The following is a 23,602-nucleotide window of genomic DNA, read 5'->3' as shown; positions in this document are numbered from 1 at the left end:
GTATCGCTCCATTATCAATGCTCTTCAATTCGACGCCAGCTCTGACGGCCTAGGCTTGCGGGGTCGGGGTAGACATTAACGCACTCCTGTCCGGTACAGTATTGGTAGGTTCCGTCAGAGTCTTGGGAAAGTGTGCCGCCACCTTCGCCATCCTGGCGAACTGCTGAAACATTGGTCGTGCCGATGTCTGTGGTCGGTATGTAGTCAAAGGCGTTATGAGCGGTTCTGCCTCCGGTGAACGGATTGATGGCGTAGGTCCAATTGTTTGCACCATCGCCGCAAGGGTCGTCATTGGGGACTAGCGATTGGAAAAAGATCGTACGCCCAAGCTGCGACATATTCTCCACTACCATTTCGCCTAAGCTCTGACGAAGGTTCAAGTACCAACCATTTTGAGCAGGCTCTGTTTCGGTACTTTGCCAACGGACATTGTTGCTGCTCAACACCAAACCTTGGCGGGTCGTACCATTGGCGTCGACCGTCGTCTGTGTCGTGATTGTCTGCTCCTGCAGACTGCTACGACTGATATTCGGATTGATCGCTTCCTCACCAAGCGTTTGTTGGTCCCAGATACCATATACAGTCTGGGCAATACTCTTGTCGCCTTCCTTGTCGCCCGTTTCAAAAAACTTTCCGGTACCGAACACTATCAAATAGCCGAATCCGCTGGGATGCAGTACTAGACTTGGCGCTGAGGTAATAGGCTGACGGGTTGTGCCGTTGTTGGCTACTGCACTGAAAAGGGGTTGGCCCCCAAAGCCCACCTCAAAGTCTCCGATTGCGCTCTCGCCATCGTCTTCGGTTGTGAATGGAGTTGAGTCACTGCGATTATTGCGCAACAAATCAAAACGCCATAAGTTACCTTGAAGGTCTCCCGCATAAGCGTAGTCCGCTACGCCATCAGCGTTGTAATCAGCGAGCTTCGGGGTCGATAGACCATTCGCCACACCTTCGGCGCCTTGGACTTCTAAGCTGGTAAGCAGCGTCCCTTCCATGGCGTCGACGATAAATAGGGCTGCCTTGCCATTTGTATTGTTAGGACTCTCGTAGCCGTTGCCAAACACAACAGCCCATTTGCCAGTATGCAGGCGCGCTATGGTCGGCTGGGAAAAGCTGAAGCCCATCTTAACTGCAGCGTCATCCTGCAGGCTGCTGTCGTCGAACTCCCATAGGAGTTTCTCGCGTCCTGGTTCGGTGATATCTAGTGCGAAAATAGATTTGCCACCGGCTTTCAAGGTGCCGACCAGGATCGTGCGCCAATCCCTGCCGTCGTAGACGTCCGCTACGACCGGGCTGCCATCGACATAAAACTCATGACTGTAGTTGGTACCTGTCAGTTTATTGAGCTTGGCTAAAACAGCGCTGGGAATAAACGCGAACTCTTCGACACCCGTCAATGCGTTAAAGCCGTGCAGCATGCCGTCGTTACCGCCGACATAGACGCGCGGCGTACGATTGGCGATATCGCCGGCGAATTTTGTATATGCTTTGTTCCCTTCTAACCGGTCGCTGTAGTTAATGAGGTAGCGTGGCCCGGATACAACAGCAGGGCTAGACGAATAGAAATCACCGAGAACGCTGCTACGTTGCCGGAACGTAGAGTTCTCACCGCTGCGGTTGCCACGTAGGTACTCGAGACGCTGCTCCCCTTTATTATCGGGTAGATTGCTGTTCTCCGGGTCGCGGCTAAGTAGGTTGGCAAGTGTGCCGGCACTGCTAAGGGATCCGGCGTTTTGCCAAACGAAGTCTGTCAAACCGGTATCGTCCGTGCCGCCTGCTATTTTTATGGTGCGATTCCGCCAGCCAGGTACTTTACTCTTGGCGCTCCACATTTCAGACGTTTCGAAAGCATTAGTCTCTGAGTTCCAGGCTTTTTCAAATCGCTTGACGTCGCCAGACCAGTTGTCGTCGCTGGCGTAGGACGTCTGGTATGAGACAGTCTTGACGGTGCCGTTGTTATTTTCGTCGGTACTGACCTGGCCGGAGTTGATGGCAGGCCGGGCGGCTGTGGATTTTCGATCAGCAATGCGCGACAGGATGTCATCGAAGGCCTGAACCATTGCTTCAGGGCTGTCGACACTAAAGAACTCGCCGCGTGAGTTGATGGCAGCGTGCCAAAGGTCGTAAACATTGTTGGCGTTGTTAGCGCCGCTACTGGCAGCTGGCGGCCAGTTGACGGCACCGGACAGCAGATTGTTATAGCCAGTACCAGCAAAGGTGCTGCCCGCCCATGGCACGTCGGCTTTGTTAAGTGACTCCGTCAGGCCCAGGCCCATGACGAAGTTCGTCATATGCTGCCAAGTCGCCGGATCGTTGCGAGGGTCCCAGTAGTCCGCAGTCGTATCGCCGCTTTTGAAGGGTATGTACGCCGGTAAATCGTTAGCCAGATTTGGGTTTAGGTCGGTAGCCCAGTAGTGCATGGCGAGGTCGGCCAGCGTTTCACTCGTGCTGTCGAAATATGGACTACGTTTATCATAAGCCCGGCCGTCAGGCAGGGTGAAGCTCGCTGCATCGTGACGGAAATTGCTGGGCATGTCGGTGGTGGCGTTCCACATGCCATCAGTCATCATGATGTGGTAGCTGGCGCGACAGGCATAGGTATTCTGCGCGGTGTTGCCGCTGCCGTTGGGATTCTTCTGCCAAGGCGTGGCGGTGGTAAAGAACTCACCGGCACGTTTCAACGCGGCGGGTAACGGTGTGCCCTGGTTGAAGTTGATGTTTTGCAACCACGCGTAGAGTTGCCCCTTGTGTGTCGGCGAGTAATCTTTAAGCGAGTTGCTGTAGCAATTCGCCGTATCGGTGCCTGTGAAGCTTTTGCAGTTACCAAGCCCTTGCCAAGTCAGGCGAACCGAGGGCGAGAGGTCATAGAACGCCAGCGCCGCCGCAGAAATGGTAGCCAGGGCGCGGTTGCGATAGAAAGAGTACCAGTTAGCGAAATTTTGCTGCTGAGCCTCGCTGACAAAGTTCAGACGGTAGCAGTTGTCGTTGGCCTTGCTGCAGTTGCTGGCCAGGGTAGCGTCATAGGTATAGTAATAAGCCGGCACTCCAGCCGTTGACCAAGTGCCGGTATAGTGTCCGCTGTTACTGTCATACGAACAGGTTCCGTTCGCCCAGCCGTTAGTAGTCGCTGTGCAGTTTATGGTGGGGTTTCGCTGGCTTCCAGTGTTGGCTGTGCGGGTTATAGTTACAGTACGGCCTGCGCTCGTACATGTCTTGCTTTGCCCCACGCTTAGGGAGGTTACATAACAAGACGGGAAATCGCCGGAAGGGTTTGCGCCAAGACGATTACTGGTGTTGCTGTAGCCGTACGACGTTGCCTGGGTGCTAAGCAGATCATAGGTCCAGGTGACTTTGTAGTCACTGCGCAGGTCGATGGCGCCGTATGTACTTTTATAGCCGTTCAGTAAAGCAGCGCTATAACTGGTAGAAAGCTGCTGTTCTGTACCGCTCGTGTCGAATACGATTGGTGCGTCATAGCTGATATTTGGGTTGAAATAGAGGGGATTGAAATCGCTCGATTTAGCCCGTCGGGTGGCATGCAATCCGTTGATATTATCGGGGGCAAAGGCCCAGCGCATACTGCCTGAGTCGTCAAGCGTGAGCGCCATATTCGGAGGGACGCCAACAGTAAGGCTCAAAGGGGTCTGTGATACAGCTGCAAAGCTGTTGGATGCGCTAAGCAGGGCGACGCCGAAAGTAGCGAACGAGAGCGCTTTGATGCCGGCATAAGGTCGAAAACGGGACATGATGTCAGCTCTCAATTGTTAAGGCCGAGGTAGATGTTGGCGTGGGTTGACTGCAGATAGAGGTCGTCGCCGGTTCTGCCATTGTTGAGATAGAAATAGGTGCCACTACCCTCGCCGCGCCCGCCGTACTCAGCATTAACGGCAGCATTGCCGGCTACATCTGCAAGGATGCTGTTGTAGTGAGCGTTGGCCTCAGTTGGGGCGGCGGCGTCTGTACCGCGATATGGCATCCACATGCTCGAGGCGGTCAGAAGATCCTCCGCGCTGGCCTGCTGTGGCTGGTCCACGAAGGCCAGAAGGCGATCTGTCTGGATTTCAAGCAGGCAAGGGCTATTTATTCCGTTTGTCTTCAGCGTGTTCGCCGCTAAGCAATTCTCTGCTTTGGCTTCAAGCTTGTCGGCCAGATTGCCGGGGCCGTAAAAACGAAATTCAGCTTCACGTAACGCTGCGTCTGCGATGTTCTGCGTTTTCATGTCATTCGCGCGGTTGGCCGTGATCCGCGATTCGAGCGTCACGCCACGCATGCTGCTGACCGCCAGTACAGTTATCACCAGAAGCATCACGAGGGATACTAGAAGCACCGCGCCGCGCTGTGAGTTGCGGGAATTGAACGTCATGGCATGATATTCCTGATTGTTTGCGTGGCTCCGGCCACCTGATAGATGCGCTTGTTATCTGCTTCCCTCAGTCGGGTTTGCGCATCTGCTGAGGTTTTTGCCAACCAGTCGGTTAAAACCTTGGAATCATCGCTATCGCGCTGCCCCGCACGGCTGGCTAGCAGCAGGGCATAGCGCACACTGCGAATTGCGCCAGTGGTGGGTGTCCAATCCGCTTGCTGGACGAAGGTGGTGACTTCTTTTTCAAGCAAATCCGTTTTGCCGACGCCGAAGTCCAGCCGCATGTCTGCGATGCCACGTAATACTTCTCCGTAGCGTGGGCTTGTTGCATTGAGGCTTTTGCACAGGAGCCGGCCGTCCTGCAGCTTGTCGTCGCTACTAGGTTCGTATTTGAACGCTAGGACGGTCAGGTCGTCGGCATTGGGCGGGGACGAGGGGAAGGCCTCATCGTATTCAACGGCACTTGCAGAGCCTTGACAGTCTAGTTCGCTGCTGGTCTGGGGCTGGTAGCGGATGCAAAATCCGACCCCTTCACTGGGGTCGAGTCCGGTGGCGGCATGCCCCGCATTGAAGGCGAGGCATCCACCGCTAGCCGGGCGGCTGGGGAACACGGTGTCCAGCAATGCTGATGGTGTGCGGCGATAACCGGCTTTGCTCAGGTAGTCGTTGATGACCAGGGCGGCGAAACGACTGTTTTCTACGTTCCCGGCCTGATTCTGTTGGTAGACATAGTTACGCTTGTTATCGATATAGACCTGCGTAATGCCGAGGATAAGAAAACTGCTGATGGCTAATGCTATAAGCAGTTCTACCATGGATAAGCCAAGTTGATGTTTAGTGTGGTTCATGGTTCTACCCGAACTGTATAACTGCAAACGTCGGAATTTTCCGAGTCGAGGCACGAGCCTTCGCGAACTTGCCAAGCCAAGCGAATCTCGAGCATTGAGCCTTTGCCGTCGCAAACATTTGGTTTAGAACTGCGGCAGATATACGCGTCGCTGTCTAACAGTTCAGTCCCGCCTGGCAATAACGCCTCAACCCTGTCCGCCCAGCAGTCGCGCAATTCTTTTGCTGTTTGTGCAATCCGGGTCGGACTTGCTACGCAGCTTTCGCGGTCCGCGAAGTCATCCCCAGCGGCTTTGTAGAACATCGAGGTGTCTTTTAACCCGCTGTTCATGGGGAATTGAGGGGGGGATGTTTTGAAAAGCTCCTTCGGGTGCGCTCTAACGATCTCGATCAAGTCACCGGCCAGGACGATGGCTGTGTTGCGCTGTACAGAGTCCTGGGTGTATTGAATGCTGCGTCCTTGCAGTGCCACCATGCCGAGTACACCGATGGTGGTTAACAATAGGGCTACGAGTACCTCAATCAGGCTGAAGCCTTTGCTGTTCTTCATTGGATTCTTTCTCATGGTGTGCAGCTGTCCAAAACAGCCCCGTCTTTCGTACCTCGCGGATAGAGAACGACGCCGCCGCTAGCTTGCACTTCGAGCAAATAGCCGGTGGAAGGGTCGGATTCTCGGCATACGGTAAACTTGGCTGTTGTAGCGGTGCCGTTGGGGCGGTAGACAAGCTTGTCATCGCTCAGCGCTGAACTGCGGATTTCGGCGTGGTCGGGGTTATGCTCCAAGATTCGGTCGCTGTCGTCGCTCCCTGCTTTGATGATTTCCCACGGCGCATCGCTCTTGAGTTGCACTTCGTATGTGTGTCGGTTAAGTACAGCTTGTCCGCGTGCGTATTGCAGGAAAAGCAGTAGCTCTTCTGCTTTGCTTTGCACCCGATTGTTGCTGATCAAAGTGCTAAAGCTGGGGACGGCGATGCCTACCAATATCCCAAGTAAAACTAGGGTGATCATTAGCTCGACCAGCGTGAATCCTTGCATGTCGGTTCGGCGTGACATGATGTACTCCAGGAGAATCGTGAGCGGATGATGCAAATGCGTTGCCGCTAAGTCTTGAAGTTGAAGATCGCTGGCATATCCGCGGGGATGAACGGTCGGATTATCCGCCTTGTAGCGAGTGGGCAGTGTGATCAGGGCCATGATTCGTGTCGGTGCTCAGCTCAACTTCACGGGGCGCACAGATTTGCCTTACTGTTTTCCGCCAAGGATCCTCGCCGAAGCCGACCTTGGCGACTGAGAATCAGTTGCCAGGTCACCGTTTGTTTGTGGCACTGGTAGAAGCGCCCATTGCCGGTAGGGCTGGTCCCGTTGTCACGAAAGCGAATGCGCTCTTGGAAGCCTTGCCATCGAAGCCCGTCGTTGGAGCTTAATTGAGTGAGCTGCAGCAATTGGTTATCGGCGGTGCGAACGAGCCAGCCATCCGACCAATTGGCAGAGCAAGTTCGTCCATCGTTGCTGCCGCATATCTCGAGTGTGCGACGTTGCAAAACTGCCTCAGTACGAGCGTTATGCAGGACGACTTGTAGCTGTTCCATGAGCGCTTGCTGGCGGTTCCTCACGATGAGATCTTCAAGAGCGGGTACTGCGGTATTGGCAACGATAGCCAGAAGCGCAAGCGTGATTAACAGTTCGATGAGCGTAAAGCCTTGATCCTTGTCGGGCATGGTGCAGGTCCTTTGCACGTATCATCTTCCGCCTTCCTGGCGGTGCCGTTCACCTCATCCAACCATCAAGCTGGATAAGCGGTCTTTTTAGGCCAGCGTGACGGCGAGGCCAAGGCTGAATGCCTGGAATTGTGAACTTGAGTGCTGGAGGCGGAGTGAAGCAACAGACGATTGTGGTGGGTGGCGGTGTTATCGGCTTGCTGTCTGCGTATGGGCTGGCTGCGGAGGGATGTTCCGTGACGTTGCTCGAGACATCCGTGACCGGTGCTGAGGCGTCGTGGGCCGGTGGGGGCATCGTTTCTCCACTTTATCCTTGGCGATATAGCGCCTCGATCAGCGCGTTGGCTCACTGGTCGCAGAACTACTATCCCAAGCTTGGCGAAGCGTTGAAGCAGCAAAGCGGGGTCGATCCGGAAGTGCACGAGACCGGGTTGTACTGGCTCGACCTGGAAGACGAGGAGCAGGCGTTAGCCTGGGCGCAGCGCCACGGTCGGCCGCTGCATCGTGTTGATATCCAGCAGGTGCGCGCGGCTGTTCCTTCGCTCGGTGAAGGTTTCTCGAGCGCGGTTTACATGCCGGGCGTTGCCAACGTGCGCAACCCGCGTCTACTGCAAGCGCTGCGTGCTGCACTGCTGAAACTACCAAATGTGCGGATCGTCGAGCATTGCCCGGTCAGCGGTTTTGTTCGTGAGAGAACGCGTATCGTTGGTGTGCAATCCGCACAGGGCGAGATGCGCGCCGAGCGGGTGCTGGTTGCGGCGGGGGCCTGGAGCGGCCATTTGCTCGCCACGCTCGGGCTCGAGTTGCCGGTCAAACCTATGAAAGGTCAGATGATCCTGTTCAAGTGCGCCGAGGACTTTCTGCCGAGTATGGTTCTGGCCAAGCGGCGTTATGCGATCCCGCGGCGGGACGGCCATATTTTGGTGGGCAGTACGCTGGAGGACGTCGGTTTCGACAAGACGCCAACCGAAGATGCGCTCGAAAGCTTGAAAGCGACTGCTGTCGATCTGTTGCCCGGTTTAGCCGATGCCGAAGTCGTCAAACATTGGGCAGGGTTGCGTCCCGCTTCGCCCGAAGGCGTCCCCTATATCGGGCCGGTGCCAGGGCATGACGGGCTGTGGGTCAACTGCGGGCACTTCCGAAACGGCCTTGTCCTTGCGCCTGCTTCGTGCCAACTGCTTGTTGATCTCATGCTGGATCGTAAGCCGTGTATCGATCCCGAGCCTTACGCGCCGGCCGGCCGCCTCTGAGACAGTCGTATCGATTGGCTTGGCCAACACGTTTGGTTGCGGACGGTCTATGTGCGTGACGTTGTGCATGGAGGCTGAGCTCTAATAATAAGCTGCCGCCTCGCTGGCCCGCAGGAACATCAAGCCGCGGTTAGCATTCGTCACAGAGTCGGGCGGAAGACCTACGTATGCGGCTGTTTTGCTGTTAAATTGCGCAGCTTTGCGGCGCTCGGCCTAGCCGCGCCGGTTCTTTACTCAAGAGGTTGCGTGTGGCCAAGAAATCCACGTCCCTTTCCGGCCTTGGCGGCCTGGTCTTTTCAACCGATGCGGGGCGTCATTGCCCCGATTGCAGTCAACCGCTCGACGCGTGCGTCTGCAAGCAATCGGCTATTCCTGAGGGTGACGGCATCGCTCGTGTGCGCCGGGAGAGCAAAGGGCGCGGTGGAAAAACCGTGACGACTATCGCTGGCGTGCCGCTTGCCGAGGCCGAGCTCAAGGAGTTGGCCAGCGCGCTGAAGCGGCGCTGCGGTACAGGTGGGGCTCTCAAGGATGGTGTCATCGAAATTCAGGGTGACCATGTTCAACTGCTCATTGATGAGCTGACCAAGCGTGGATTCAAGGCAAAGAAGTCGGGTGGCTGACTGATCTCTGCTGTTTCCGTACTCTGCGCTTATTTCTTCCGCTATTGGCTGTCCAACTCAAATAGCTTTTATCTGTCGTGCTTTCCTTCCGGCAGAACCATCCACTTTTCAGGAGGCTTGAATGCCTGTACGACGCACACGTAAAGACGACGGCAGCCAGTGGACCGCAGCGGACAGCCGTAGCGTCTATGGCATCCGCCACTGGGGTGCTGGTTATTTTTCGATCAACGACGATGGACAGGTGGAAGTGCGTCCGCAGGGTCCAAACGGGGAGGCCATAGAGTTCACCAGCTTGATCGAGCAGTTGCGTGATGCGGGTCTGACCTTGCCGCTGCTGGTGCGCTTTCCGGGCATCCTGCAGGACCGTGTGCGTCGGTTGACTGGAGCTTTCGATGCGAACATCGAGCGCCTCGAATACCAGAGCACCTACACAGCGCTGTACCCGATCAAGGTCAATCAGCAGGAAGCGGTGGTCGAGAACATCATTGCCACACAGAACGTTGCGATCGGCCTTGAAGCTGGCTCTAAGCCCGAACTGATGGCCGTGCTGGCGTTGGCCCCAAAGGGCGGCACCATTGTTTGTAACGGCTACAAGGATCGCGAATTTATCCGTCTGGCGCTCATGGGACAGAAGCTCGGCCACAATGTGTTTATCGTCATCGAGAAGATGTCGGAAGTTGGCCTGGTAATCGAGGAAGCAGCAGAGCTGAAGATCGTTCCCCAGGTCGGCCTGCGCGTGCGTTTGTCCTCGCTGGCATCGAGCAAGTGGGCAGACACGGGGGGAGAGAAGTCCAAATTCGGTCTCTCCGCTGCACAGCTTTTGACCGTCATCGATCGTTTCCGGGCTGCAGGCGTTGAACAGGGCGTGCGGCTTTTGCACTTCCACATGGGGTCGCAGATTGCCAACCTGGCGGATTACCGCGACGGCTTCCGCGAAGCCATCCGTTACTACGCCGAGCTGCGCGCGCTTGGTTTGCCTGTTGATCACATCGACGTGGGCGGAGGCCTGGGCGTTGACTACGACGGCACCCACTCGCGCAATGCCAGCTCGATCAACTACGACATCGATGAGTACGCAGGAACCGTGGTTGGCATGCTCAAGGAGTTCTGCGACCGGCAGGAGTTGCCGCACCCGCACATCTTCTCGGAAAGTGGCCGTGCCATGACTGCGCACCACGCTGTGCTGGTGATGCAGGTGACCGACTTCGAACGGCACAACGACGAAGCGCCCACCATCGAGAACTACGATGAGCTACCGGAGATCGTTCAGACGCTGGCCGATCTGCTTGGCCCATCCGATCCCGAAATGGTGACCGAAACCTATTGGCGTGCCACCCATTACATGAGCGAGGCGGCAGCACAGTATGCGTCCGGCAAGCTGTCGCTGGCACAAAAGGCGCTGGCCGAGCAGAGCTATTTCGCCATCTGCCGCCGACTGTACAACCAACTCAAGGCGCGGCAGCGCTCGCACCGCGCGGTGCTCGACGAGCTCAACGACAAACTCGCGGACAAATACATCTGCAATTTTTCAGTGTTCCAGAGTCTTCCGGATACCTGGGCAATCGACCAGATTCTCCCGATCGTGCCGCTGCAGCGCCTGAGCGAAGAGCCTGTGCGACGCGCCGTGCTGCAAGATTTGACCTGCGACTCCGATGGCAAGATCAAACACTACGTTGACGAGCAGAGCATCGAGAACAGCATGCCGGTGCACGACATCCAGGCGGGGGAGGAGTACTTCCTCGGCGTCTTCCTGGTGGGTGCCTATCAGGAAATCCTTGGCGACATGCACAACCTGTTTGGTGACACCGACTCGGTGAACGTTTATCAGCGAGAAGATGGCTGCTTCTACCACGCCGGCATCGAGACCCACGACACGATCGAGGACATGCTGCGCTACGTGCACCTGTCTCCGGAGGAGCTGATGACCTATTACCGTGACAAGGTCTCCAGCGCACGACTAAGCGCTAAAGAGCGTACCCAGTACATCGATGCGCTGCGATTGGGATTGACGCGGTCGTCCTATCTCACGCCTTGAGATTGGCTAGAGCGGCGTTCGTCCGCACGCAGGGGCGTGAGGGCGAACGGTCCCGCTTCTTGTAGAAGCCAGCTGGCTGGCGACGCTTGGCGAGGCTGGTTTCGCGAGCAAGCTTGCTCCTACAAGGCGGCAACGTATCGCTAGGCCTCGATGAAACCTATTGTCAAACCTTCCTGACGAACTCGGACTTCAGCTTCATCGCGCCGATGCCGTCGATCTTGCAGTCAATGTCGTGATCGCCATCGACCAGGCGGATGTTCTTGACCTTGGTTCCAACCTTGACCACCAGGGAGGAGCCTTTGACCTTGAGATCCTTGATCACGGTGACGGTGTCGCCATCCTGCAAGGTGTTGCCAGCTGAATCCTTGATTACCTTTTCAGCGTCGGAGAACGACTCCGCGGCGTTGGCCGACCACTCGTGAGCACACTCCGGACAGACCAGCATTTGGCCATCCTCATAGGTGTATTCAGAGTTGCATTGGGGGCAGGGTGGCAGAGCGCTCACGGCGAATCCTCGAAGATCAGGAAAAGCCGCGGATTGTATAGGGTTTTTCTGATCGCGGGGCGGGAGCGGCGGCGTTATGGACCGGGCAGCAGCGAATGATAGAATTGTGGCTCCGCTGTAGCGGCGACAGCAGAGCCACGGGATAACCTAGTGGTCGTCCTTGATTGCGCGGTAACGCTGTTCCAGCTCCTGACGAATCTGGCGACGTTGCTGGGCTTGGGCAAAGCGACGCTTCTGGTCTGGAGTCTGCGGTTGCAGCGATGGAACGGCGGCCGGGCGCCCGTCTTCGCCGACCGCGACCATCGTGAAAAAGCAGCTGTTGGTATGGCGGACGGTTTTCTGTCTGATGTCTTCAGTGATCACCTTGATGCCGATTTCCATCGAGGTGGTGCCCGTGTAGTTGACCGAGGCGAGGAAGGTCACCAGCTCGCCTACATGAATCGGTTGGCGGAAGTTCACCTGGTCGACTGACAGCGTTACGACATATTGACCGGCGTAGCGGCTGGCGCAGGCGTAGGCCACTTCATCAAGGTATTTCAGCAGCGTGCCGCCATGTACGTTACCGGAAAAATTGGCCTTGTCAGGCGTCATCAGTACGGTCATGGTCAGTTCGGCATGTGCATCTAACATGTTGCGCGGCTCGTGCTGGCAAAAAGGGCCGCTACTTTAGTCTAATATGAGGTGGCTGTGTGCCTGTAAAGCGGCTTTGATCGGCAATTTTTCACATAGGTCAATGTGGCAATAGCGCGCAGCGTCTACCTGTTGCGAAGATCTGCACGGATTGAATCGCATTGAGCGTCGGCTTGAGCCTTTATTGACCTGCGCCAGTATCGCAACGATTTATTTCCTTATAGTCCGGTGGCTGTCGTTCATGCCCCACATCAATACGTGCCGGACTTCACATGCGTTTATACAGTCTCCTTCTGCTCAGCTGTCTCAGTCCTTTTGCCCACGCCAACGAGGAGGCGATGGCTCGCTTTCAGCACGTTATGGAGAATCCGGCGCTTCGCCAACAGGCGTACGCTTCCGGTCAGGAACGAGCACTGTTTTGTGGTTATTGCCATGGTGAAAACGGAAACAGCAAGCGGCCACACATTCCCAACCTGGCCGCACAGAATCCTGTTTATCTGTTTCATTCCTTCGAGAAGTTTGCCGAGGGCGAGCGCATCGATTTTGTGATGTCGAAGCTGGCCAAGAGCCTGACGCTCGAAGACCGAGTCAACATTGCCGTTTACTTCAGTCAGCAGAAGGTCGAGCCTGTCGAGGTCATGCCGGATGCGGTGCTGGTTCAGCAGGGCGGTTCGCTGTTCCAGCGCACCTGTACCGCGTGCCATGGCAACCATGCTGAAGGGAAGGAAACCATGCCCCGCCTCGCGGGCCAGCCAGAGGAATACATTCGCAAGGCACTGAACCGTTTCCGGACCAATGATCCAAGCCGGGCCGGCTCCGTGATGATTGGCGTCGCCTCCACGCTGTCAGAGGCGGACATAGAAGCGCTTGCGGCATACCTGTCGCAACTGCAGCTGAGCGAACGGCAGGAACAGCAGGCCGCCGCGCGACTGCTTGGATTCAAAGGCCGCTGAGCTTGTCGCGACGTTTCCGTTGATGGTACGCGCTGCCGTGCAGTAGCGCGCGTGACCTTGTTCATCGCCTGAGACAACCAGAATCTCCCTATCGGGCCGCTTCGCTTATTCAATTGGGGCGCCAGAGCCCGTCCTTTTAGTCTTCGCCTGCGTTGCGCAACGCAACTCAAAACTAGAAAAGGACGTGACGATGTATCGAAACCTGCTTGGCTCTTCGCCTTCGCGACTTATGCTCGGTGTGATTGCCGCAAGCGTGCTGTCGCTTTCTGCTCATGCGGACCCGCTGACGCGAGACAACGGCGCACCGGTCGGCAACAACCAGAACTCGCAGACCGCCGGCCCCAACGGCTCGACTCTTCTGCAGGACGTTCAACTGCTGCAGAAACTGCAGCGATTCGGACGTGAGCGTGTGCCCGAGCGCGTGGTGCATGCACGCGGCACCGGCGCCCACGGTGAATTCACCGCTACCGACGATATCTCCGATCTCTCGTTGGCAAAGGTATTCGAGAAGGGCAGCACGACGCCGGTTTTCGTTCGCTTCTCGGCAGTGGTTCATGGCCTGCATTCGCCCGAGACGCTGCGTGACCCACGTGGATTCGCAACCAAGTTCTACACAGCGGATGGCAACTGGGATCTAGTCGGCAACAACTTCCCGACATTCTTCATCCGCGACGCCATCAAGTTCCCGGACATGGTGCACTCGTTCAAGCCGGATCCGCGCACCAATCTGGATGACGACACGCGTCGTTTCGACTTCCTTTCTCACCATCCTGAAGCCACCCGTACGCTGACGTTGCTCTACTCGAACCAGGGCACTCCGGCCAGCTACCGGATGATGGACGGCAACGGCGTGCACGCCTACAAGCTGATCAACGATCAGGGCGACGTCCACTACGTGAAGTTTCACTGGAAGAGCCTTCAAGGTGTGAAGAACCTCGATCCAAAGGAGGTCGAGGCGGTGCAAGGCAAGGACTATAGCCACATGACCAGCGACCTGGTTGCGGCCATCGACCGAGGCGACTACCCGAAGTGGGACCTCTACATTCAGGTGCTCAAGCCGGAAGACCTTGCCAAGTTCGACTTCGATCCGCTGGACGCCACTAAGATCTGGCCTGACGTGCCGGAGCGCAAGATTGGCCAGATGGTGCTTAACAAGAATCCGGACAACGTCTTCCAGGAAACCGAGCAGGTCGCCATGGCCCCGGCCAACCTGGTGCCTGGCATCGAGCCGTCCGAAGACCGTTTGCTGCAGGGCCGTCTGTTCTCCTATGCCGATACCCAGATGTACCGCGTCGGTGCCAATGGCATGAGCCTGCCGATCAACCGTCCGAAAGTCGCTGTCAACAACGGCAACCAGGACGGCCAGTTGAACAGCGGGCACACCACGACCAGTGTCAACTACCAGCCGAGCCGCCGCGAAAACCGCGAGGAAACCCCGCGGGCTCTGTACAGCAAGACGGCACTGACCGGCACCACGCAGCAGGCGCCGATCTACCGGGAGCAGAACTTCAAGCAGACCGGTGAGCTGTATCGCTCGTTCAGCAAGAAGGACCAGAAGGACCTGATCAACACATTGGGCGGCGAGTTGGCCAAGGCTGACGAGGAAGCGCGCTATCTGTTGCTCTCCTACTTCTACAAGGCGGATGCCGAGTACGGCGAAGGCCTGACGAAGGTGGCCAAGTCCGACCTCAAGCGGGTCAAGGCGCTCGCCGCCAACCTGCAGGACTGATTCAGCATCCAATCGCCGCCACGCATGGCGATACAACGACCCGAGCAGCGCTCGGGTCGTCTTTTAAGGGGACGAAGATGAAACGCATTTTTTTCTTACTGTCTGCCTTGCTGCTCAGTAGTGGTCATGCTTCCGCCGATCAGGAGCTGGCTGCGATCTCGGGTGATGACGCCGAGCAAGTGCAAAGCCAGCTGCGCGACTACTTCTTCAACGCCGCTCGATTCGGCGATAACGAAGTGCTCGACGAATTCATCAAGTCCGGTTACGACTTGAACACAGCTGACAACAAGGGCTATACCGCTTTGATCCTTGCGGCCTATAACGGCCACCCGGCGACGGTCGAGCGGCTTTTGGCCGCTGGCGCTGACGCCTGCGCCGAAGACAAACGGGGCAATACCGCCTTGATGGGCGCGATCTTCAAAGGCGAGCTGCGGATCGCCAAGCGTTTGCTGGCAACCGAGTGTGACCCGGATCAGCGCAACAATGCCGGCCAGACACCTGCCATGTACGCCGCCCTGTTTCAGCGTGACGCCTTGCTCGAAGCCCTGCGCGAGCGCGGCGCCGATCTGGAGGCCACCGACCCGCTGGGTAATCGCGTCGAGAGCCTGGCGCGCGGAGAGATTCGCACCCGTTGAGCATCAGTAACTCTTGTAAGGCAGGAATTTGCCCGACAGGACCACATTGACCCGGTCGCCTTTGGGGTCGGGCTGGCGCTGAATGTCCATGGAGAAGTCGATGGCGCTCATGATGCCGTCGCCAAACTCCTCGTGGATCAGCTCCTTGATGGTGGTCCCGTAAACGTTGACCAGCTCGTACCAGCGATAGATCAGCGGGTCGGTGGGCACCGAAGTGGGCAGTGACCCTTTATAAGGCACAATTTGCAGCCAGGCGATGGCTTCGTCCGATAGCTCGAACAGCTTGCCGAGGGTCTCTGCCTGGGACTTGTCGAAGGCCATCTGACCGAGGCAGCCAGCCGTGGTCCATTCCTTCGACATGCCGATGGTTTCAGCTATCTGGCTCCATTTGAGGCCCTTGCGCACCTTGGTGGAGATGATCATCTGTGTCACTTGGCTGCGGCAGGAAATCATCGCGGTTCCTCTTCGAGTGGCGCCGCGAGCTGCGGCTGGTTGCCATTCGATGCAGAACATATGCCAGGGCAGCAGGGCGAGTTCCTGGTGCATAACGCCTTTCGACCCTCGGACGATTCCAGGCGGCGTGTCCAGCTGCCCTTGGCTCAGTCGTACTCTGTAGCCTCGTGCTCGCCGAGCAGGCGGCGCTGTCTCGGCGTAGCGGCTTCGATCACCGCCGGGTTGAAGCGCCACTGCAGATAGGGCGAAAACTTCTGAGCGATCATGCGCCGCCCATAATGCACCTGCAGCAGGTAGCGGCTGCGGTCAATCGTGCGATTGCGGCTACCGGCGTGCCAGAGATCGCTACGAAACATCAAAACGTCACCGGCTTCGCAGAGTACTGGCTGCGGTGCTCGACCTCGCCATTGGGTTTCCCCTGGGCGCGGCTTGCGACCGGCACGGTGGCTGCCGGGAATGACCCGAGTGGGACAAAGGTCCGCGTCGATGCGGTCGAGGTAGATATGCGCTGTGCAGACCTGCATCGGCAGTTGGAATGCCGGGTCTTGCAACAGCCGCTCGGGTAATTCCAACGCCAGGTAGTCCGCATGCAGTTCGCCGCCGATAAAGCCCGGATGGCTACGCCAGGCCGTCTGCCCGATGATGTGGCAGTCGGTGCCAAGGCACGCCTCGGCCAGCTCGATAACTCTCGGCGGGTCCAGCAGGGGCAGCCAGAACGGATCGCGGTTGAAGACGCATTTGTAATGGTCGTCGACCATTCCTTGATAATCCCAGTGGATGGGCTCGAGACGGTCGATTGCGGATCGCACGGCTTCGACCTGTTTCGGTTGAATCACCTGTCGCAGCAGGACGAAGCCATCCTCATGCATAGCGCGCAATTGGCCGGCTACGGAATTGGTTTGGTTCATGTTGCTGTCTCGATGGTGTCTGCAGGGTCGACAGCTGATTGAAAGCTTGGGTTCGTATGCTTCGACCGTTCGCGGCTGATCTGAACGCCGCGACAGGCGCACAGCCACAAGCCGTGGGCCCGCAACACCCTCTCTCGTGCGATCCCCGGAGCGTGGCCACAAGCGGCGTTTACCGGGCTCGCTTTTTCGCTTACATCGCGCGCCTATATCTCGACATTGCTCCGGCTTGGGTGTTTGCCTTGTTTGAGCGAGGATCCAGATGCTGCTTTCGTCGTATGTAGGGATGTTGTCGCTGGTTCGGTGATGGCCGCTACGGTACGTGCCGCGCTCGCCTGGTTCTGTCCCGGTGCGGCCGCGGCGTTCTTTCAACGCTAGGCACGCTGCAAGCCCTTCCTCCTATCCCCTGCGCAGAAAAGCGGGTCCATATGCGGCTTCGCCTGTCCCCTGTTGTTCCTCCTGTGTTGCGTCTTGCAGGCCTGATATCACCTTCCGCCTGGGTGCGTTCGTCGGCCCGGCGGCACTGACGCTTGCCTGGCTGATTAGTAAATGATAATTAAACTCATTATCGAGGCTCGGCAGTGTTTCCCTTGATGCTGTGGCTCGCCTGTTCCGTCCGCTGAAGCCCCAGGCTTCAAGGAGCCCAACCTTGGAACATTGGAAATGGACCATCGAACTGGCCAACCAGTACTTCAACCGGGGCGAATACATCGATGCCCGGGAGCATTATCTGCAGGCGCTTGCGCTCAGCAGGGTCTTGTTCGAGCGCTGGCACGACGCTGATGAAGCGGTCGCCGCCTACGTTATTTCGCACCACAACCTTGCCGATGTGCATCTGCGATTGATGCAGCCGGAGGAGAGCGCGGAATACCTCTGTGCCATTCACGAGCACCTGCTCTCGTGCCTTATCGACCTGCGGCTCACGACGGAGCTTCGCGAGGCATGCCTGCGTCACAGCCGCCACAGCTACGTCGAGCTCCTGCAATTCACCACCGCCCACGGCGAGACCCCACGCATACGCCGCGTGCTCAAGCGCAGCGCCAACCAACCGGCCTCACTGCTGCAACAGCAGATTCTTTTGAACGAAGGCCCTTTTCACGGAGTGCACTGACATGCCCCATACGCTTCCCGAGCTGCCCTACGCCTACGACGCGCTGGAGCCTCATATCGATGCCCAGACGATGGAGATCCACCACACCAAGCATCACCAGACCTACATCAATAACCTCAATGCGGCGCTGGAAGGCACCGAGTGGGCTGAGGTCCCGGTCGAACGCCTGCTGACCATGATTCAGCAATTGCCCGCGGACAAACATGCTGCGGTGATCAACCAGGGCGGCGGTCATGCCAACCACTCTTTGTTCTGGACGGTCATGGCCGTCAATGCAGGCGGCACGCCCGACGGTGAGTTGGCCACCGCCATCGATGAGCAGCTCGGCGGCTTCGACCAGTTCAAGGAGGCGTTTACCAAAGCGGCTGTGTCGCGCTTCGGCAGCGGCTGGGCGTGGCTCAGCGTGACGCCCGAGAAGAAACTGGTGGTCGAACACACCGGCAATCAGGACAGCCCGCTGATGGGCGGTAACACGCCGATTCTGGGCCTGGACGTCTGGGAACACGCCTATTACCTGCGCTACCAGAACCGCCGACCCGAGTACATCAATGCCTTCTACCAGGTGATCAACTGGCCAGAAGTGCAACGGCGCTATCAGGCTGCGATTGCCTGAAGGCAGCCAAGCACAGCATCACGCCGATGCTGTGCTCAACTGCTTCAGGATCCCGTCCCGCCGACGATCTTCAAACCGCTCTGTCCGTTACCCTGCCGCTGCACCTGAATCTGCACCGGGATGCGCTCATGCATCTCCGCTACGTGTGAGATCACCGCCACCTTGCGCCCCTGTGCCTGCAGCGAGTCCAGTGCATCCATGGCGATCTGCAGCGACTCCGGATCGAGGCTGCCGAAGCCTTCGTCGATGAACAGCGACTCGATCTTCAATTTGCTCGACGCCATCGAGGCAAGGCCCAACGCCAGTGCCAGCGAGACGAGAAAGGTCTCGCCGCCCGACAGTGAATGCACCGAGCGCAGCTCGTCACCCATCTCCGTATCCATTACCAGCAACCCCAGCGGGCTGCCGCCGCGCTTGAGCCGATAACGTCGGGCCAGCTGACGCAGCTGCACGTTCGCGTGCTGCACCAGCAGGTCGAGGTTGTAGGCCTGGGCGATCTTGCGGAAGGCGCCGCCGTCGCTGGAGCCGATCAGTGCGGCGATCCGACCCCAGCGCTGGCTTTCGGCGGTGGCGTCGGCGATTTGCTGAAGCAGGGCCTGGCTTTGATTGCGTCGGCGGTCATCATCGAGCAGCGCCGCACGGGTTTCAGTGTTGCGCTGCTCGGCGCTCTCGCAGCTGGCTTGCCGACTGGCGAAGTGGACTTCCAGCAGTTCGGCGTCGGGTGGGTTCGGTTGTCCGGCTTCATGCGTTTTCAACCGCTGTTCGCAGCCGTCCAGCCGCTCGCGGCCACGGGCGAGCTGTTCGGTGTTGGCGCGCAGGCGCTCCCGTGCTTCCGCAAGCAGCGAATCGTCCAGCTGCAGTAACTGTTCAAGCGTCGTATCGTCCAGGTCAGGGTGCGCTGCACGCCAGGCAGCAAGCTCCTCGCCGAGAACGCTGCGTTCGGTGAGCAATTCGTCGCGGCGCTGGCTGCAGTTGTGTTGTTCCCCGGCAAGCCGGGTCAGTTCGACCCGCGCCTCGTTCAGCTGCCGGTCAACCTCGGCTTGTTGCTGCCGGGCTGTCTGGATTGCGCTTTCCAGCTGCTGTTGCCAGGCCTGCGCGCTGGGTTGCTCGCCAAGGCTATCGCTCAGCGCCAGGCGACAGGCCTGCTCGCGGTTTTGCAGTTCGCTGAGCCGTTTGGCGCACGCCTTGTATTGCTCTAGACGATGCTGCTGTTGCAGCTGCTCGTGCGCCAGGGCGGTCTGGCGCTGCTGCTGTTCATCGGCCAATTCGGCCTGCTGTTCTATCTGCTGGCGCCGCGATTCGATCTGCCCGTCCAGCTGCATAAAGGTCTCGGCCGGCTTTTCGCGCCAACGCTCGAGCATGGCCATGGGTAATAGTTCGGCAAACTCGCCCAGTTCTTCCGTAAGCCGCGCGTCATCACGGGTTATGGCGTCGCGCTGTGCGGCGAGTAGCTGCGAGGCTTGAACGCAGGCGTCCCGTGCGCGCTGCCACTCCGTTTGCAGCGCTTCGGTCTGCTGTTGCAGCTTGAACAACTCCAGCTGCCGGCTGTTGGCGCTTGCGATATCGGTTTTGAGCGAGGCCATGCGGCTGTCGAGCCAGGTTTGCCGCTCTGCTTCTGCCTGGTTCAGCAATTGGCTGTAAACGGGCAGCTCCCCCAGTTGGGCGTCGAGCTTCGCCAGGTCTTCAGTGATTTCTGCCTGTCGCTGCCCGTTCTGCTTGATGCCCGTGTTGAGCGCGATGTGCTGATCGCGCAGGGCCTGCAGCTTCTCGTCCTGGGCTTTAAGTCGAAGTTGCGCTTGCTCGACTTCGCGCTCGTCCTGTTGATCGAGCGCGGCGAGCAACGCGTCGCCGTCGTGCCAGGGATGCTCGTTACTGCCACACACGCTGCATGGCTCGCCCGGCACAAGCGCGGCGCGCAATACCTCGACATTGGCGCTACGGGCGAGACGCTGGCGATCCAGCAACGCCTGCACCACCTTCAGTGCCTTTTCCGCGTCGTCACGCTCGATGCGGGCGAGCTTGCCGGCGTCGGTCAGGCGCTCCAGCTCGTTCTGCTGGCGGCTCTGCTCGCTTTGCACCCTGCGCCGTTGTTCCAACAATTGCTGCTGCCGGGACCAGAGGCCATGCAGGTTCTCGAATGCACGTTCGGCTTCCCGGAACGCTTGGAGATTTGCCGTCAGTTGAGCCAGTTGTTCGCTTAGGTTGGTCCCGCCGCCGATCTGCCTCTGCAATTCTTCCAGGGCGTCGCGTGCTTTGGTCTGCGCCGCTTCGGCTGCTTTGGCTGCCGCTTCCAAAGCGGGCAATTCCTGCCGACCTTGCTGCAGGCGAGCGGCGATCTGTACGGCTTGCTGCAGGCGCGGGCGATAGCCGTTCCAGGCTGTGCAAAGCGGTTGCAGTTCGGCGCTGGTGGCGAGCTGCTCGGTCAGGATGGCGAGCTGTCCGGCGGCCTGGTCCTGACGTTGGCGTAGCTGGGCAAGCGCGTGCTCGCCCGTCTTGTTTGCCGTTTCGGCCTGTTCGGCCTGAGCCTTGGCGTCACGTAGATCAGCGAGAAGGTGGCTTAGACGCTCCTCTTCACGGCGCGCTGCAGCCAGTCGTGGTTCTGCCGCCTTCAACCCCTGTTCGGCGGCTTTCAGCGCTTCGGTGGCAGCCTGGCAGGCCTGTTCCAGCGTTTCGAGCTGCTTATGCACGGCGGCGTGCTCGCGCGCGTGACGCGCCAACGTTGCCTCAATCTTCGCGACTAACGGTGTCAGATCGCGCGCTCGGATAAAGCGATGGCGTTGCGGTGCCAGCTGTTCGAACAGCCCGAGGATGCGACGGGCGTCGGCAAGGTTTGCCTGTTCCTCCTCGGCCTCGGCGAGTTGCCGCCGGGCATTGTCACGCTCGGCCTGCAGACTCGCCAGATCCTGCAACCACTGGCGCTGTTGTTTGAGAGCCTCGAGTTCTCGCTGCAGGTCTTTCAGCTCGGCTTGCTGTTCCAGAAACTGTGCTTCGAGTGCCTGGCGCGCTTGGACGGCCATCGGCTGCACGCCGCCGGCCTGCTGCTGCAGGGTGGCAAGCGATTCGCGGGCGCGCTTGGCTGCTTCAAAGGCGGCCTGGCCCAGGCGGCTGTACAGGCCGGTGTCGGTCAGTTTTTCCAGCAGCGTGCCGCGTTCGTTGTCGTCGGCCTTGAGAAACGCGGAGAACTCGCTTTGCGCCAGCAGCACGGCACGGGTGAACTGCGCCAGGGTGAGGCCGAGTTTGGTTTCGAGCAGCTCTTTGAATTCACGCTTCTTACCGCTGGCCAGCAACTGGTCACGATCCAGGTCCAGCAAGCTCTGGCTGCTGGCCTGCAAGCGGCCGTCGATCTTCTCCCGGGCGCGTTTGACTTCCCAGCGGGCGCGGTAACGGTGGCTGTCGACCCCGATGAAGTCCACCTCGGCATAGCCACTGGAGCAACCGCGGCGCAGCAGGTTGCGCTCGTCCGTGTTCCCAATTTCGTCGCTGCCATCTGGCACCTTCCCCAGGGTGCGTACGTCTTGGAGCCGCGGCGTGCTGCCAAACAGCGCCAGACACAAGGCATCCAGTATGGTGCTCTTACCGGCGCCTGTCGGGCCAGTGATGGCGAATAACCCCGCGCTGGCCAACGGCTCGGCGGTAAAGTCGATGACCTGTTCACCGGCCAGGGACGCCAGGTTTTTAAGGCGGATGGCGAGGATTTTCATCGCATGTCTCCTTCACCAGCAAACTCGACGCCCCGCAGCAGGCTGGCAAAGTCGTCCAGCGCCTGGTCGTCCGGAGGGTTGCCGAACTGTTCCTCCCAGGCGCGGGCGAAGAGCTCTTGTGGCGTGATCTGGTCAAGGCCAAGCAGTACCTCGGATTCGGCCTCGCCCCGCGAGCCTCGGTACTCACTGGCGATACGGACAAGGCGGCAGGCCTTGCCTGTGATGGCGGTTTCGATGCGCTGGCGCAGATCCGGCAACGGCTCGTCGAGCTGCACCCGCACTTCGAGCCACGGCAGGTGTTCAGCAAACAGGCCCAGCGGCGGGAGCGCCTCGAGCTGGCTGATCGCCTCGGCAAGCGGGGCGCGACCGATCCGGATCATCTCCACGGCGCGGGGAACGGGCAGTGGCTCGACGCCGGCAAGCTGATCGCCGTCGAACTCCACCAGGAGGACCTGATGTGGGTAATTGATCTCACCGAAGGACAGCGGCAGCGGTGAGCCGCTGTAGCGGATGCGCTCCTGTCCGGCGACCTTCTGCGGCTTGTGCAAGTGGCCGAGCGCGACATAGGCGATAGGCTCGGGAAACAGACTGGCCGGCAGCGCTTCGGCATTGCCGATGACAATGTTGCGCTCCGAATCCTCCGAGACGGCGCCCCCGGCCATATGCGCGTGGCTCATGGCGATCAGTGCCTGACCGGGTTGGCGCTGGGCTTCGGCCGCGGCGATCAGGTGCTTGTGCACGTGGCGGATGCCGAGCATGTAGTCGTCGCCTGCCTCGCCGCCGGTGACTTCCGCTGGGCGTAGAAAGGGCAGGGCGAGGCACCAGCCGGCGATATCACCTTTGGCGTTGTGCAGCGGCACCAGTAGCCGGTTGTGATCGAGCTGATTTTCGGCAATCCAGCTGATGCGACCGATGGCGTGGGCGTTGAGGCGCCTCATCAAGGGCCCGGGCAGTTCGATGCGTCCGCCGGAATCGTGGTTGCCGGCGATCATCACGATGTCCAGTTGTGGCAGCTTTTCGTGGGCACGGACGATGAAGTCGTAGAGCCGCTCTTGTGCTTTCAGGGGCGGGTTTACCGTGTCGAAGATGTCGCCGGCGATGAGCAGGGCATCGGGCTGATGCTGGACGAGTTGGTTGAGGAGCCAAGCCAGGAACTGGGTGTGTTCGTAGTCGCGGTCCTGGCCATGAAGGGTCTGGCCGAGGTGCCAGTCGGAGGTGTGGATCAGGCGCATACGAGGGGTCTTTTGTCATGGCGGTTGGGCGTCTGCCGGCGCGCTAGGGGTGCGAGGCCTAGCTGTAGGTGTGGAGCAGTAGTGCTCTCTCGGAAAGCGTTTTGGCTTCTGCTTTCTGAGGTATCGCCTATTGGCTGGGTTGGCTGGGGCATTGGTTTCGCCCTGCTGGGCGAGTCACTTTTTCCAAACGCCGAAAAAGTAACCAAAAAGTCTTGCCCCTGCATCCGGGTCTCGCTGCGCTCGACTTCCCTCATTCCATCCGCGCTCCGGGGACCGGCGTACAAGGGCCATCCATGGCCCTTT

The 23,602-nt window shown here is 58.9% G+C and carries 20 protein-coding genes; 8 read left to right on the top strand and 12 right to left on the bottom strand.

Going from position 1 to position 23,602, the window contains the following annotated elements:
• Positions 1 to 14: 14 nt before the first annotated feature.
• The 6 genes from JQR87_RS16285 to JQR87_RS16260 are packed head-to-tail and all read right to left on the bottom strand — an operon-like array spanning position 15 to position 6,927.
• A complete protein-coding gene (locus JQR87_RS16285) occupies positions 15 to 3,746 on the bottom strand; it encodes a pilus assembly protein (RefSeq protein WP_407295127.1) in 3,732 nt (1,243 codons plus the stop codon).
• 11 nt (positions 3,747 to 3,757) lie between these two features.
• Positions 3,758 to 4,363 carry a PilX N-terminal domain-containing pilus assembly protein gene (locus JQR87_RS16280; RefSeq protein ID WP_407295129.1) on the bottom strand — a complete coding sequence of 202 codons (606 nt, stop codon included), beginning with the start codon at positions 4,361 to 4,363 and terminating at the stop codon, positions 3,758 to 3,760.
• The gene (locus JQR87_RS16275; protein WP_407295131.1) at positions 4,360 to 5,211 is read right to left on the bottom strand and encodes a PilW family protein; all 852 of its coding nucleotides are present in this window, start codon (positions 5,209 to 5,211) and stop codon (positions 4,360 to 4,362) included. The genes JQR87_RS16280 and JQR87_RS16275 overlap by 4 nt, the downstream gene beginning before the upstream one ends.
• Complete coding sequence (pilV, locus tag JQR87_RS16270; protein WP_407295134.1) at positions 5,208 to 5,759, bottom strand: type IV pilus modification protein PilV; 552 nt, start codon at positions 5,757 to 5,759, stop codon at positions 5,208 to 5,210. The genes JQR87_RS16275 and pilV overlap by 4 nt, the downstream gene beginning before the upstream one ends.
• 11 nt (positions 5,760 to 5,770) lie before the next feature.
• Positions 5,771 to 6,403: a GspH/FimT family pseudopilin gene (locus JQR87_RS16265; RefSeq protein WP_407295137.1), complete on the bottom strand. Its 633-nt coding sequence runs from the start codon at positions 6,401 to 6,403 to the stop codon at positions 5,771 to 5,773.
• A 26-nt stretch (positions 6,404 to 6,429) separates the two neighbouring features.
• Complete coding sequence (locus JQR87_RS16260) at positions 6,430 to 6,927, bottom strand: GspH/FimT family protein (RefSeq protein ID WP_407295138.1); 498 nt, start codon at positions 6,925 to 6,927, stop codon at positions 6,430 to 6,432.
• 155 nt (positions 6,928 to 7,082) lie between these two features.
• On the opposite strand from JQR87_RS16260, the gene thiO reads away from it, so the two are divergent.
• The 3 genes from thiO to speA all read left to right on the top strand — a co-directional run bounded on the left by thiO (position 7,083) and on the right by speA (position 10,832).
• The gene (gene thiO, locus JQR87_RS16255; RefSeq protein WP_407295141.1) at positions 7,083 to 8,177 is read left to right on the top strand and encodes a glycine oxidase ThiO; all 1,095 of its coding nucleotides are present in this window, start codon (positions 7,083 to 7,085) and stop codon (positions 8,175 to 8,177) included.
• A gap of 248 nt (positions 8,178 to 8,425) precedes the next feature.
• Positions 8,426 to 8,797 (top strand): translation initiation factor Sui1, encoded by a 372-nt coding sequence (locus tag JQR87_RS16250; protein ID WP_407295143.1) that lies wholly within the window; start codon positions 8,426 to 8,428, stop codon positions 8,795 to 8,797.
• Between the two features lie 121 nt (positions 8,798 to 8,918).
• The gene (speA, locus tag JQR87_RS16245) at positions 8,919 to 10,832 is read left to right on the top strand and encodes an arginine decarboxylase (RefSeq protein WP_407295146.1); all 1,914 of its coding nucleotides are present in this window, start codon (positions 8,919 to 8,921) and stop codon (positions 10,830 to 10,832) included.
• Positions 10,833 to 10,995: 163 nt separating this feature from the next.
• Here the strand turns inward: speA and JQR87_RS16240 are convergent, their stop codons facing one another.
• Together JQR87_RS16240 and JQR87_RS16235 are read right to left on the bottom strand one after the other, a co-directional pair.
• Positions 10,996 to 11,337: a zinc ribbon domain-containing protein YjdM gene (locus JQR87_RS16240; protein ID WP_407295148.1), complete on the bottom strand. Its 342-nt coding sequence runs from the start codon at positions 11,335 to 11,337 to the stop codon at positions 10,996 to 10,998.
• 147 nt (positions 11,338 to 11,484) lie between these two features.
• Positions 11,485 to 11,967, bottom strand: a complete 483-nt coding sequence (locus JQR87_RS16235; RefSeq protein WP_407295151.1) for an acyl-CoA thioesterase — start codon at positions 11,965 to 11,967, stop codon at positions 11,485 to 11,487.
• A gap of 272 nt (positions 11,968 to 12,239) precedes the next feature.
• On the opposite strand from JQR87_RS16235, the gene JQR87_RS16230 reads away from it, so the two are divergent.
• The 3 genes from JQR87_RS16230 (at position 12,240) to JQR87_RS16220 (ending at position 15,284) form a co-directional block, all read left to right on the top strand.
• Positions 12,240 to 12,920, top strand: a complete 681-nt coding sequence (locus JQR87_RS16230; RefSeq protein WP_407295153.1) for a c-type cytochrome — start codon at positions 12,240 to 12,242, stop codon at positions 12,918 to 12,920.
• 229 nt (positions 12,921 to 13,149) lie between these two features.
• Positions 13,150 to 14,649 carry a catalase KatB gene (katB, locus tag JQR87_RS16225; protein WP_407297667.1) on the top strand — a complete coding sequence of 500 codons (1,500 nt, stop codon included), beginning with the start codon at positions 13,150 to 13,152 and terminating at the stop codon, positions 14,647 to 14,649.
• Between the two features lie 77 nt (positions 14,650 to 14,726).
• The gene (locus tag JQR87_RS16220) at positions 14,727 to 15,284 is read left to right on the top strand and encodes an ankyrin repeat domain-containing protein (RefSeq protein ID WP_407295156.1); all 558 of its coding nucleotides are present in this window, start codon (positions 14,727 to 14,729) and stop codon (positions 15,282 to 15,284) included.
• 3 nt (positions 15,285 to 15,287) lie between these two features.
• Here the strand turns inward: JQR87_RS16220 and cynS are convergent, their stop codons facing one another.
• A complete protein-coding gene (gene cynS, locus JQR87_RS16215) occupies positions 15,288 to 15,737 on the bottom strand; it encodes a cyanase (protein WP_407297669.1) in 450 nt (149 codons plus the stop codon).
• 146 nt (positions 15,738 to 15,883) lie between these two features.
• The gene (locus tag JQR87_RS16210; RefSeq protein ID WP_407295158.1) at positions 15,884 to 16,645 is read right to left on the bottom strand and encodes a phytanoyl-CoA dioxygenase family protein; all 762 of its coding nucleotides are present in this window, start codon (positions 16,643 to 16,645) and stop codon (positions 15,884 to 15,886) included.
• A gap of 646 nt (positions 16,646 to 17,291) precedes the next feature.
• Between JQR87_RS16210 and JQR87_RS16205 the strand changes: the two genes are divergently transcribed.
• Together JQR87_RS16205 and JQR87_RS16200 are read left to right on the top strand one after the other, a co-directional pair.
• Positions 17,292 to 17,753: a hypothetical protein gene (locus tag JQR87_RS16205; RefSeq protein ID WP_407295161.1), complete on the top strand. Its 462-nt coding sequence runs from the start codon at positions 17,292 to 17,294 to the stop codon at positions 17,751 to 17,753.
• Position 17,754: 1 nt separating this feature from the next.
• Positions 17,755 to 18,366 (top strand): superoxide dismutase, encoded by a 612-nt coding sequence (locus tag JQR87_RS16200; protein ID WP_407295162.1) that lies wholly within the window; start codon positions 17,755 to 17,757, stop codon positions 18,364 to 18,366.
• A gap of 44 nt (positions 18,367 to 18,410) precedes the next feature.
• Here the strand turns inward: JQR87_RS16200 and JQR87_RS16195 are convergent, their stop codons facing one another.
• Both JQR87_RS16195 and JQR87_RS16190 read right to left on the bottom strand, forming a co-directional pair.
• Positions 18,411 to 22,067, bottom strand: coding sequence for an AAA family ATPase (locus JQR87_RS16195; protein WP_407295163.1), 3,657 nt, complete (start codon positions 22,065 to 22,067; stop codon positions 18,411 to 18,413).
• The gene (locus JQR87_RS16190; protein WP_407295166.1) at positions 22,064 to 23,299 is read right to left on the bottom strand and encodes an exonuclease SbcCD subunit D C-terminal domain-containing protein; all 1,236 of its coding nucleotides are present in this window, start codon (positions 23,297 to 23,299) and stop codon (positions 22,064 to 22,066) included. Before JQR87_RS16190 ends, JQR87_RS16195 begins: the two co-directional genes overlap by 4 nt.
• Positions 23,300 to 23,602 lie beyond the last annotated feature (303 nt).

Origin of the sequence: Stutzerimonas stutzeri, assembly GCF_051028275.1 — a bacterium.
GTDB lineage: Bacteria > Pseudomonadota > Gammaproteobacteria > Pseudomonadales > Pseudomonadaceae > Stutzerimonas > Stutzerimonas stutzeri_AS.
This window is presented reverse-complemented; position numbering and strand designations above follow the sequence as displayed.